The sequence below is a fragment of the Ornithinimicrobium sp. F0845 genome (assembly GCF_023015765.1).
Lineage (GTDB): Bacteria > Actinomycetota > Actinomycetes > Actinomycetales > Dermatophilaceae > Ornithinicoccus.
In genome coordinates, this window is record NZ_JALKAL010000004.1 from 1 (window position 1) to 11,652 (window position 11,652).

The 11,652-nt window shown below is 68.3% G+C and carries 11 protein-coding genes, 1 tRNA gene and 1 pseudogene; 6 read left to right on the top strand and 7 right to left on the bottom strand.

The window, feature by feature from the left end; genetic code table 11:
• A pseudogene (locus MWU75_RS07405) lies at window positions 1-188 on the top strand (IS1634 family transposase); the annotation flags it as partial.
• A gap of 391 nt (window positions 189-579) precedes the next feature.
• Here the strand turns inward: MWU75_RS07405 and MWU75_RS07410 are convergent.
• Entirely contained in the window at window positions 580-1,704 is a 1,125-nt protein-coding gene (locus MWU75_RS07410) for a glycosyltransferase family 4 protein (protein WP_247089304.1), read from the bottom strand.
• Window positions 1,705-1,763: 59 nt separating this feature from the next.
• A complete protein-coding gene (locus tag MWU75_RS07415) occupies window positions 1,764-3,473 on the bottom strand; it encodes a rhamnan synthesis F family protein (protein ID WP_247089306.1) in 1,710 nt (569 codons plus the stop codon).
• Between the two features lie 164 nt (window positions 3,474-3,637).
• On the opposite strand from MWU75_RS07415, the gene MWU75_RS07420 reads away from it, so the two are divergent.
• The 4 genes from MWU75_RS07420 (at window position 3,638) to MWU75_RS07435 (ending at window position 7,077) form a co-directional block, all read left to right on the top strand.
• Window positions 3,638-4,168: a SigE family RNA polymerase sigma factor gene (locus tag MWU75_RS07420; protein WP_247089308.1), complete on the top strand. Its 531-nt coding sequence runs from the start codon at window positions 3,638-3,640 to the stop codon at window positions 4,166-4,168.
• Window positions 4,168-6,342 (top strand): hypothetical protein, encoded by a 2,175-nt coding sequence (locus MWU75_RS07425; protein ID WP_247089310.1) that lies wholly within the window; start codon window positions 4,168-4,170, stop codon window positions 6,340-6,342. Before MWU75_RS07420 ends, MWU75_RS07425 begins: the two co-directional genes overlap by 1 nt.
• Before the next feature lie 58 nt (window positions 6,343-6,400).
• Window positions 6,401-6,679 (top strand): hypothetical protein, encoded by a 279-nt coding sequence (locus tag MWU75_RS07430; RefSeq protein ID WP_247089313.1) that lies wholly within the window; start codon window positions 6,401-6,403, stop codon window positions 6,677-6,679.
• Between the two features lie 86 nt (window positions 6,680-6,765).
• A complete protein-coding gene (locus MWU75_RS07435; protein WP_247089315.1) occupies window positions 6,766-7,077 on the top strand; it encodes a PIN domain-containing protein in 312 nt (103 codons plus the stop codon).
• Between the two features lie 87 nt (window positions 7,078-7,164).
• Here MWU75_RS07435 and MWU75_RS20240 read toward each other — a convergent pair whose 3' ends face one another.
• The 3 genes from MWU75_RS20240 to MWU75_RS07450 are packed head-to-tail and all read right to left on the bottom strand — an operon-like array spanning window position 7,165 to window position 8,116.
• Window positions 7,165-7,572 carry a PH domain-containing protein gene (locus MWU75_RS20240; RefSeq protein WP_247089317.1) on the bottom strand — a complete coding sequence of 136 codons (408 nt, stop codon included), beginning with the start codon at window positions 7,570-7,572 and terminating at the stop codon, window positions 7,165-7,167.
• A complete protein-coding gene (locus tag MWU75_RS07445; RefSeq protein WP_247089319.1) occupies window positions 7,565-7,741 on the bottom strand; it encodes a hypothetical protein in 177 nt (58 codons plus the stop codon). Before MWU75_RS07445 ends, MWU75_RS20240 begins: the two co-directional genes overlap by 8 nt.
• A gap of 3 nt (window positions 7,742-7,744) precedes the next feature.
• Window positions 7,745-8,116, bottom strand: a complete 372-nt coding sequence (locus MWU75_RS07450; RefSeq protein WP_247089321.1) for a hypothetical protein — start codon at window positions 8,114-8,116, stop codon at window positions 7,745-7,747.
• Between the two features lie 201 nt (window positions 8,117-8,317).
• Here MWU75_RS07450 and MWU75_RS07455 point away from each other — a divergent pair, with 201 nt between their 5' ends.
• Window positions 8,318-10,045 carry a DUF6345 domain-containing protein gene (locus MWU75_RS07455; protein WP_247089323.1) on the top strand — a complete coding sequence of 576 codons (1,728 nt, stop codon included), beginning with the start codon at window positions 8,318-8,320 and terminating at the stop codon, window positions 10,043-10,045.
• A gap of 222 nt (window positions 10,046-10,267) precedes the next feature.
• On the opposite strand, the gene MWU75_RS20245 is transcribed toward MWU75_RS07455, so the two are convergent.
• Both MWU75_RS20245 and MWU75_RS07465 read right to left on the bottom strand, forming a co-directional pair.
• On the bottom strand, window positions 10,268-11,104 hold the full coding sequence (locus MWU75_RS20245; RefSeq protein ID WP_247089325.1) for a DUF559 domain-containing protein: 837 nt from the start codon (window positions 11,102-11,104) through the stop codon (window positions 10,268-10,270).
• 398 nt (window positions 11,105-11,502) lie between these two features.
• Window positions 11,503-11,575: transfer RNA gene (locus MWU75_RS07465), tRNA-Arg, on the bottom strand.
• Between the last annotated feature and the right edge of the window lie 77 nt (window positions 11,576-11,652).

Consider the following 11,652-nt stretch of genomic DNA (forward strand, 5'->3'; position numbering starts at 1 on the left):
TCGCCGCCCTGGCGATCTCCCGCGAGGCCCAGCAACGCACCGGCGCCTCGATCAAGAAGATCCTCAACACCCTGCGCCCGCTGCGCTCGGCAGTCATCACCAGCGGCGGGTCAACGACCACAGCTGCCCCGGCCATCCCGGCCGAAGCCGCGGAACTCCTGGCAGCGCTAAACCCGGGTGGTCACTAAAAGTAGCCAACTCAGGCCGGACACCACTCTCGAGGAACTGCGCGACGTCGCAGTCACCGCTGACGCTGATCGCGTCACGGCCCGGCCCTGGTCGATGGTCTACAAGCAGCGCTTCAGAGGTTCCGGGACTCCACCTGATACCGCCCCACCACCCGCCGACCCCGAGGCCCACGGGAAGACACCCCATGCACGACTGGCTCACCATCACAGGAGGCGTCATCGCCGCACTCGTCGGCCTCGCCGCCGTCTGGCACAAGATCATCCCCCTGCCTACACGCGCACGAGACCGCTGGCTCGCGGACTGTCAGACCTCTAGACGAGTTGGGACTTGCTCCACAGTTCCGCTCTCAAGTCTGATGCACACGGATCCACCAAGGGTTGCGTCACTCACTCACGCTGTGTTCAGTGCTTGGGCCAAGCTCTTGGCAGCATTCTCCCAACTAAATGCCTCCACGTGGGCTTGAATCCCAACAGCGTCCGTAGATGAATCCACTACAATACGCTCGAGCACTCCTGCCAGTATGGCCGGATCTCCAGGAGGGATAAGTATTCCTGCCTTACCGACCACTTCGGGAAGACCACCAATGTCTGAGGCCACAACTGTTGCACCAGCGGCCAAGCCTTCCAGGGCCGTGAGCCCGAATGGTTCTGGCTCAACGGACGGCACGACTACGACGTCGGCCTCCCGCATGATTCTAGCGACCATTGCGGGCGGTTGGAAGGGCATGAACTGCACCTTTGACTTACTGTTCTCGGCGACTCTTCTGAGTCGGGTCTCGTAGCCGGTTAACGGGGCGGCCGCGTCGAACCCACTCGAGCCAAGAATAGTCACTTCCAAATCGTCTCGCTCTAGTGCACGGATCGCTTTAATTAGCACATGGACACCCTTCCAAGGCACGACGCGGCCAACATACAACACCCTGAGTTTGTCCTGTCGGTCTTGGCGGGGTAGCGCCTGAAAGCGCGCGATATCCACACCATTATGGATCACTGCAATTCGGTCGCGGAGGCCGTGGGGGAGCCGTTCGGATGTAACTTCAGCGATGTAGTTACTTACACAAACGATGTGGTCCACCCGGCCAAGCGCCGTGCTCGTCTCTCGCCTGGAGTAGGTGTGGAGGATGCTGTTGTGTGCGTACAGAACTGATTCATGAGACTCAGGAATCATTCCCACGAGCGCCGGTCCGTTGTGCGCAATGACCATAGAGGGGGCTGAAGGGAGGGCGCCGAGCACTTGCCTCCACTCGGCCCGTGCATGATTCCGAGGCTGACCAAACCGACCGCGTGCAACGTCGAGAACGCGCCCAACTCTTCCCGGAACCTTCCTCCTGTAGGGGTACTCGAGAACTTCTGCACTCTCGTAGCGTTCAGGGTACGTGCCGCACGCGACGAGCACTGCAGGACGAGGAAACGTGTGCTCCGCAATGCCATGAACTACCTGCACGACGGCACTGCCTGTCCTCGGTGAGTAGTGGTCACCTGGAGTAATGACATGGATTTGCCGCCCCGAGCTCACGAAGACAGCCTACAGACACCGCGGGCGCGGCGGAGGCGAGTTGGCCTTGAGTTGGCGCACTAGCCGCCAACGACCTGTTTGAGCGCCGCCCGTTGATCTGCGAACTGCGGTGCGGTCATCAGAACTCTTTTCACGAATGGGAATCCAGCCTCAAGCAGGGATTGCCAAGCCCAGAGTGGCAGGACAGTCTCTCGAGGTAGCCCTAGTTCCTCTTGCGTCCAGCCCGCCTCGCGCCGCAGGCCGGCCTTTTCGAGCACTTGGGTTAAGCCGATCTCGTAAGACACCACGACGTCGCGCTTGGACTCCTGCGGGCGAACGCCCGCAAAGAACTCATGCAGCGCACCCCGCCCGAGCACCCCACCGCCGAAGGCAAGGAAGAAGCTGTGCAAGTGATGTGCCGGCGTCCGACTCTCCGTAATGCCCCAGACGTCCGCCGTGCTGGCCCGCAGGCGCCGGAGCAACTCGTCCAGCGGGCGCAACGGTCCGATGAGTGAGTCGTTGGTGAGCACCACCAGGTCCTTGTCCGCGATCTGCGGCCAGGTAAGCAGTGCGTGCGACCAGGAGCCGAAGTCGTAGCCAGAGTTCCGACGCCGCACCACCGTGACGCACTCGGGCACCTGAGTCCGCCGCAGCCGCACCCACGGGTCGCGAGCCGCGACGATCAGCACGCCGAATCCTGCATCGGCGTAGGCCCGCGCTGCTCGGAGCGCATCCTCCCGGACCGAAGTGTTAGGCGACCACTCCGCCAGCACGACGACCTGCTCACGCTTGAGCACGTCCTCCATATCCCCGCTGACCACGCCCTCGCGGGTTGGCAGCGTCTCGTTCGCCCATCCCTTCAGGCCCCACCGGGCGTCCCGGAACCGCTTCCGGGTGTCCCGCTCCCAGTCCTGCACCCGATCCGTCAACGTCGGCGCACCCGCCTGCTGAGCCCGCTCGTGGGTGCCGCGTGCTGTCCAGGCTCGCGCCTCGGCCCACTTGGTGAACTCGCCCGGGTGGGCCGCCCACAACCTGGCCAGCCGCCCGAGGTGACTCACCTGGCCACGCACGAGGACCGACCGAGCCAGCGACGCGTCATACCCCAGGTCGAACTCGAAGCGCTCCCCCACCACCCTCGGGTCCACCCGCACCCCGTTGACGATGTTGGACAGGTTCGTCCCGTGCAGCACCTGGGCCCACATCACCGGTGCCTTTACCTCGCGCAACGGTCCGTGGCCACGCGCCCGGGCATGCTTGGCGACATACACCGTCTCCGGCAGCTCACCGTTCCTGCGCTTCTCGATCAACGACAGGAACGGGCTGGACAGCACGTCGGCGCGATAGACCGCACCGCTGCGGTCGATCTGGATCCCGCGAGGGAAGTTGACGAACAACCGCTCCTGCCTGGAGAACTGGCCCTGCACCGCCGCCATGAGGTCGGTCGCCATGGCATCGTCGCTGTCGATCCGGGTGGTGATGACGTATGCCGTGTGGCTGCGTTCTCCAACCGCCTCGGCGAAGCTGTCGCGCCGGAACGGTGCGTGCGTCCAGATCGGCGTGAACGCATCCCGGGCGAGCTCCTCGACATCGGCGCGGAACTCCGGTGAGCACCGGTCGTCGAACATGATCAGCCACTCGAACGGTTCCGCGCCCTTCTGCGACAGCACCGAAGGCAGACAGGCGTCCACGAAGAAGGCGAGTCGGTAGTAGAGCCAGTCCTCATCCGGCGGTGGCGCGTCCGGACGCAGCACCGCACTGAAGCGGGTCAGCAGGAAGTGATCGAACGCCACACTCACCCTCACATCATCCCCGGTCCTCTGCGTGCCCGTGAGCACGGCCCGGGAGCGGGTGCGTGCCGAATGCAACCCTTCGACGACAGTTTCGCGTTCACCTCTCGGCACACCCGGCCCAACACGGCAGACTGTGACCACCGGAGACAGCACAGGGAGGTGACGTGGACCCGCTCGAGGAGGAGTTCGTCGCCTTCGTGCGTGCGCGGCAACGCGCCCTGGTGCGCGCGGCATACCTCGTCTGCGGTGACCACCACGTCGCCCAGGACCTCGTCCAGGAGGCCCTGACCAAGCTGGCCCACCGCTGGGAGCGGGTGCGCACCGGCTCGCCGGAGGGGTTCGTGCGCCGCATCGACTATCGCGACGCGATCTCGCGCTGGCGCAAGGTCGGGCGCGAGTGGCCGCACGACCACCAGGACACCGCCCTCGCCGGCCGCGAGAGCGACGAGCACGACCCGGTGGAGTCCTGGATCGCCGGCGCCGACATGCGCGACGCCCTGGCCCAGCTGCCGCCTCGGCAACGGGCGGTGCTGGTGCTGCGCTACTACGAGGACCAGTCCGAGGTCCAGATCGCCGACTACCTCGGGATCAGCCCCGGCACCGTCAAGAGCCAGGCCCACAGAGCCCTCGCCACGCGGCGCGAGCTGCTGCCCGACCTGGCCTCCGCGTCATCCGGCGAAGGAGATGAGCGCTGATGTCCGACGACGAACTCTTTGACGCGCTGGAGCGCGCCGCCGACATCGTCCCCGACCGGGATCTGTCACAGACTGCCTGGTATGCCGGGCGGTCCCGCAAGCGCCGCACCTCCCGTGCGTGGTGGGGCGCCGGTGGCGCGGTTGCTGCGGCCGCCGTGGTCGGCGCCGTCGCCTGGGGCGGCGGCGCGCTGCAGCTCCCCGACTCCGGGCCAGCGGGCACCGCCGGCGACGACTCGCGGCAGACCTCCGACGCCGAGCCGACGCTGGGCGGCGACGAGCAGCCGGTAAGCGGTCAGCCGACCGTGCTGCAGTTCATCGATGGCAGCGAGGAGGTCGAGCCGACCGGCGTGCTGGAGCCGTGGGCTCCCCCGAACGGCACGGTGTCCGCGTGGCTGCTGCAGGAGGTGATGGGGTCGGGCGGGGCCGGGGTCACACTGACCTTCGACTCCGGCCTATGGTTGGTGCGGGGGTGCGGGCTGGACATGAAGGCCCCCGGAGCGGTCGAGGACGGGCGCGCCCGGGTCACCGGCACCTGGGAGATCGACCCCGACCCTGACCCCGGGGCTGCCTGCGTGAGCCATCCGTGGCTCGACGCCGCACGCTGGGAGTCCTTCCTCGGCGAGGGCCCGCTGGTCGCGCGGGACGGCACGACCCTGCTCATGAGCGGCACGATCGGTGCCCAGCCCGTCTTCGAGCCCGTGTCCGCCGGTTTCGCACGCGCTGACGTTACGGATCCCCAGGTCGGTCCGGCGCGGGCCGCGACCTGGGACGACCTGGCCCAGGACTGGGTCGAGGCCCCTCTGGAGTACCTCACGGCGCAGATCCACGGTCGCGAATTCGTCGACACCGAGCCCGACCCGGAGACGGACCTGCAGCTCACCTCACCGGAAGTCGGCGTGCTCCGCATCACCGGGCCTGGCTGTGTCGGCGGCGGCTTCACGCAGTCCTGGCTGCTCCCGACCGGGGGGACGTCACTGTTCCTGGACCCTGAGCAGTTCCGCACCGCCATCGGCTGCTTCGAGCCCGGGGCGCGTCAGGAGTCCCTGGTGACGGGGATGCTGACCGGTGGGGCCGAGATCAGCGTCCACGGTGACTACCTGGTCATCGACGGGTGGGTCGACCCCGCCTTCTTCGACCCGCAACCGACCGTGGACACCCGCCCGGCGCTGCTGAGCCCGCCCACGCAACTGCCTGAGCTCAAGCAGTTAACCCACGCCGACACCCTCCTCCCGGAGGTGCTCGCGGTGCCAGGTGACGGCATACCGGCGCTGGCCGAGGACCCGACCGACACGTTTGTCGCGGCCTTCGCGTCCGAGGACCACGACAACGCACTGCTCATCCTGGGGTCCGACCAGCGGTGGCGCACGGCCGCGACCGGCGTAGGCCTGGTGACTCCGACCCCACACCTCTTAATAGGTGGGTCGCCACCCCTCTTGGACACCTCCGTCTCTCCCACGGGTCACCAGCTCGCACACCGCACCAACGAGGGCATCGTGATCGTCACAGCATCGACCGGTGACGTAGTCCAGCACCAGGCCGGCGGGCAGTATCCCGACACAGTTCCTCATGACTTCTTATGGCTTGACGACAACCGCCTCGGGGTCAACCAGCGCGAGGACCGCGCCATGGTCATCGACACCTCAACCGGGGAGGTCACCCACGACGCCTCGTGGAACCAGTTGCGAGAGATCGCCCCGTGGCGCATCATCGTGCAGGCCGAGGAGGACGAGGAGTCCGGTGAGCTCGCGCAGTCCGGCCCGGTCGTGCTGCAGCGCCTGGACGCGGCCGGAGAAGTGGCCGAGGAGACCCCGCTGGGCTTCACCAGCCAGCCTGGCTATCTGTCCGTCCTGGCGGAGGACCGCGTCGCGACGGTCATCACCACGCAGGACCCGACGGTGATCGAATCCGAAGGGTGGCAGGGCGAGGTGCCGGAGTCGGTAAGTCTGGTGCTCGTCAAGGACGGCACGCTGGACAGCCTCAGCGTCCTGCAGGCCGACGCCGAGACTGTGACACCGGTGCGCTGGGGCGACCGGGGCACGCTCATCGTGCGGGTCGCCGGCGACGGGCTCCACCACTACGTCCTCTGGGACACCCAGAACGGCGGCACCCAGCTGCTGACACAGGTCGACCTGCCGCTGGGCCAGGGCCCTGTCTTTGGCGATCTCGGACGTTGACCTCGGCGGACTGGCTGACACTCTGGCAATGTCAGACACAAGTAGTACAATGCGAGACATGCGGACAGTGACCAAGCGCGACCTCAACCAGCGCACAGCACAGGTGCTCGCCCACGTCACCGAGAGCGACGACATCGTGGTGACCGAGCGGGGCCGGCCGCGCTGGCGGGTCAGTGCTGTCCGGCATCCGGACACGACACTGGCGCGGTTGGAGCGCGAGGGCCGCTACACCCCGCCAGCCGCAGACCCAGCACCCTGGCCGCGCACGCCGGGCGGACCGGCATACAGCACCACCGAGACCGACGCACTGCTCGACGAGATGCGCGGGAGCCACTGACCCATGGCTGGGCTCGTCTACCTCGACTCCTCGGTGGCGCTGCGCACGATCCTCGACACCCCGAGCGCGAACGGCTGCAGTCCTGGATGGAGTCTCCGGAGACGACCTTCATCTCCTCGCGTCTCCTGCGCACCGAGGTGATCCGGGTCCTGCGGCGCGACGACCGGCCACTCGTCGAAGGCAATCCACTCCTGGATCGCGTCGGCCTGGTCGCCATCACCTCCGAGACTCACACCGTCGCCGAGTCCATCGAGCGGCACGTCAAGACCCTCGACGCCCTGCACCTGGCGACAGCTCTCCTCGTCGGCGAGTCGCTCACCGTCGCAACTCACGACGCCACCATGCAGACCGTCGCTGAGCACCTTGGACTGCCCGTGACAGACCCTTTGGAGCAGTGAGGAGACGCCGACGTCGGCACGGAAGCACCCCTTGGCCACCCACCCGCGCCGTGGCCCGGCGGCAGCGACAGGCCCAAGGGAGCAGGGTCAGTGTCGTGCTCGCAGTGACTCCAGGTGCGGCAGGTCCTCGGCCGGGACCGCCGGCAGGGTGACGACCGATCCGTCGGCCAACACCGCCTGCACGTCGGCCGCGAACCGGCCGGGCGGGTCGGTGCGTAGCTCCACGACCCCTGCCCAGGGCAGGTGGCGCGACACGAGAGTGGTCACGGTGAGCCCTCGCGCGTCGGCGGTGGTGCCGGTGCGTGCCAACACCAGGAAGCCGAGCCCGGCGATGACGTTGCAGACCGCACCGATCCGGGTGCCCCAGTGCACGTCGTCGATCAACGCCCTCGCGACCAGGAAGGCGAGGGTGAACGGCAGCCAGGCGTAGGCGAACGTCCGCCACCGTCTGCCCTGCGCCCGCCAGACCGTCCGGTCCTCGAGATCCTCACGCACGGCGGTCCCGCTCCCACTCCTCGTAGGCCTCGTCCTGCTGGGCAAAGATCACCAGGAACCCGACCGTCACCACGAGGACGATGAAGGCAACCAGGAGGGCTGTTGTGAGGACGGTGACCCAGATCGCCGGATCCGGCCCCGCGATCCAGGAGGTGAGATAGGTGCCCACGTATCACCCGGCAGCCACACCGCCCAGCCGTGTCGCGAGCGCCCGCTTGCCAGCGTCCTGCGACCCGCCGCCGAACCACTGCCCGGTGACCCGACGGCGCAGGCGCAGCGCCAGCAGCACGTTCACCAGGAACAGCAGTCCGGCGGTCAGCCACATCCACCAGAGGTCGGCGTCGGCGCGCACGGCGAACCACGAGCCAACCAGGAGGATCAGCGCCGCGACACCCGGGATGAGCAGCGCAGAGGCGGCGGTCGCGCGCCGTTCCAGGACCTCGCGGTGCTCCCGCGGGGTCGAGTCGGACGCGAGCTGCCGGGCCTGGACGAACGCCAGCGGCAGCCAGATCACCGCCATGACGAGGGCGAAGACCGGACTCATGCGACCTGTCTAGCAGCACTGACCCGACTGCTCCCGGCCAGCGGACAGGGTCGGTCGGCCGCTCGACCTACACCTGCAGACCTACGCAAAAGTGCCCATGGTGCTCCCGCCCTCGGCTCCCCACACTGGAAGAGCCGCACGTGAACGGCACCTGCCCCGGCACCTCCGCGGGCAGCACAACCACACTCGAGGGGTCTACACATGTCAACTCTGCCTGTTTTCGCCACGCCACCCAAGGGCCGACCCGAGCTCGACCTGGATCGGCTCGCCATCGACATACTGGGTGGTCGGGACCTGACCAGCACCACCCGCGGGGGCGCCACACAGGTGCGCGGGGCCGACGTCATGATCGACGTCGACGCCGGCCGCGGCGGCGTCTGGGCCGGCGACCTGGGCCGGCTCTGGCGCGCCGAGCCGGTCGACACGCCGGACGCCGAGGCGGTCGCCGAGATCGCCCAGTCCACCCTGGATCGCACCCGGATGGTGCCGGAGTTCGGCGAGCGCTTCCGGATGACCCGGGGCAAGGTCCGCTACGGCCAGCTGCTCACCGAGGACGACGGAGGCCGCTCGTCGCGCCGCGGCGAGGCCGTCTTCTCCCAGGAGGTCGAGCTCGACGTCTCCGACCGGGACGACCTCAAGGCCAAGACCCTGCCGATGTTCGGTGGCGGGGGCCGCTTCACAACCACCGTCGGGGACGGTGGCCAGGTCGTCGGTGTCGCGGGAGTATGGCGTGGGGCCGAGTCCGTGGACGAGCGTCCCCTCCTCGAGGTGGACGAGGCTCTTGAACGGGCCGGTATCGGCACCAGCCCCGGCGTCAAGGTCACCTCGGCCGAGCTCGGCTACTACGCCGCGCCGGCCTTCGCCGCCCAGGACCTGCTCTTCCCCGTGTACGCCGTGCGCGGTGAGGTCCACGACGGCAAGGAGACGGTCCCGACCCGGGTGCGGCTGGTGCCGGCCACGGATGTCGGCGAGGTCAGCCCGCCCGAGCGGCCGCAACCGGACCGCCGGGACAAGCGTGACCTGCTGGCCGAGCTGTCGGCCCGGCTGGAGCCGGGGCTCGCCCTGCCGGCCGGGCTCTCGGTGAGCACCACCGCGCTGGCCGCCAAGAACGTCTCGCCCGAGCGCGTCCTGACCCGCACGCCGAGCGGCCAGGTCTTCCTCAAGCCGCAGCTCTCGCCCGAGCTCATCCAGATCCTGCTGGAGGCTCTGCGGCCCCGGGCTTTCGGCACCTCATGGATCGGCACCTGGGGCGGCCTCGGCGGGAGCCAGGCCAACGCCCAGGGGTTCGTCGACGAGCTGACCGCCGAGGGCTGGCAGCGCCGCTTCAACTGGGGCAACCAGGCCGCCTTCAAGTCCGACTGGGTTAGCAACGACGACACCTACGTCGATGACGTCGACTTCGTCTTCTACACCGGCCACGCCAGTCCGAACGGCTGGCAGCTGGCCACCGCCGGGTCGGCGGACTGGCTGCACCACTCCGATGTCGGGGCCTCCCCCAACGTGCCCTCCGACCACTGGGGCCAGGAGAACCTGGAGTGGATGGCCATCGCCGCCTGCGGCCCGCTGGAGGACGACATCATCAACGGCGGCGGCAACGTCTTCGACCGCTGGCGCGGCGCCTTCGACGGGCTGCACCTGCTCCTGGGGTATGCCGCGGTCACCTACGACAACACGGAGGAGGGCCGCCGGCTGGCCAGCTATGCCCGATCCGGCATGACCCTCGTGCAGGCCTGGTTCCGCACCGGGCAGGAGATCCAACCGTCCACCAATGGCTACGGCGACCCCTACGGCCCGGACGTCTACGCCGCCGCGATGTACATCGGCAACGCCAGCGGCAACACGGCCGGCGACCACCTGTGGGGCCACGGCTCAGTCGGCCCGGACATCCGCAACTCGACCTACCGCGGGTGCATGTTCAGCCCCTGCTGACGAGCGGATGGATGCTGCCTTCGCGCTCACCCGGCGCCCCCACCCGGCGCCCTCACCCGGCGCCCTCACCCACACCCCCACCCGGCGCCCTCACCCAGCACCGTGACGCCTAACCTGCGATGTCGTGACCTTCTCGACGGATATCGCCCTGCGGGCCACATCGCAGGTTTGGCGTCACACGCCGACCTGGTGATCGGGGTCGCGGTGGCCTGCAGCATCAGCTCAGGCCAGTCGCGGCAGGTGCTCGGGTGGCCCAGCCGCGGGGACTCCGAAGTCGTGAAACAACCGCCACGACTCGAGGGCCCACCGGACGTAGGCCGGTTGGAACATGACGTCCTCCCACGTGAACCGCAGGATGCTCCAGCCGAGGGTCGTCAGCTCGCTGTAACGGCGGACGTCCTTGCGGAAGCCCTTGCGGTTCCCGTGATGCGCAAAGCTCTCGGCCTCGACGATGAGCCGGCGCCCCTCGTCAGCGAGGTCGACAACGCAAAAGATGCCGACGTCCGCGATCTGGACCTGGGCTCTCACGTCGAGCCCGGCGTCGAGGGCGATGGCGCGCAGGCAGGACTCGAACGCATTGGCCGCGCGCATGTTGGCTGCCTCGAAGACGCGACGGGCCGGGCGTGAGCCCTTGCCGCTCAGCCCACGCGCGAGCGCCCGCAGGCTGGCGTAGTCCTCGTGCTCGTGGCGCAACGCCGCGTCCGCGATGGCGAGCGCCTCGGCGAAGGGGAGGTCGCGGGCACAGTCGAGCAGGGTGCGGCGCACGGTCGTGACGTGATCCTCGGTGTCAGCCTCGGATAGGTTTCGCCACCGCACCGTCGCGAGACCACGTTGCGCGGAGCTGAGCCGCCTGTCTCTGCGCACGATGACCTCCGGTTTGTCCGGCACCTGAGCGACCTCGAGCCCATGGTGCTGGGCCGCGCTGCGGTGGGAGAGGACAGCGGTGAGCTCGATCGCGGTGTCGACACTCGAGCCGAGGTCCGCGAGGCGGTAGTTGCCGCGAGAGGTGCGCGTGACCGTCCCCTCCGCGACTGCGGCCGCGAGGTCTCGGGACCGCACGCCGAGAGCCCTAAGTTGTTGCGTTGTGGCCCTGCCGCCACACCCGCGCAGTGCTTCGATCGGATGCACGCCGGCGAGCATGCCCGAGACACGGCGTGCGCCGCTGGACTTATCCACAGGTCCTTGGCCGCGCAACCCTCTTCGTCTTCGAGTATCTCGACCTCACCGCCGAGGTGCCCGAGCCCGGTTCTGCCCAACATGCGATGTGACGACAGTCCGGGCATAGGCCGACGAATGGCCGGGATCGCATGTTGGGGGAAACGGTCGGGCCGCCGAGCGCGATAACCCGGTCACGCACGGGCTCAAGGAATCGGGTCCCGGAAACCACGAGACGCCCCCGGCCTCCCGGGGGCGTCTCGTCTTGGTCTGTCTCAACACAGAGTGGTCGCGACTGCGAGCGCGCCCGAAGGGATTCGAACCCCTAACCTTCTGATCCGTAGTCAGATGCTCTATCCGTTGAGCTACGGGCGCACGGTTGCCATGGGCAACGACGCACGATGTTACCGGAGGGCGGTCCCGGCGACGAAATCGGCGAGGGCCGGTGGTGA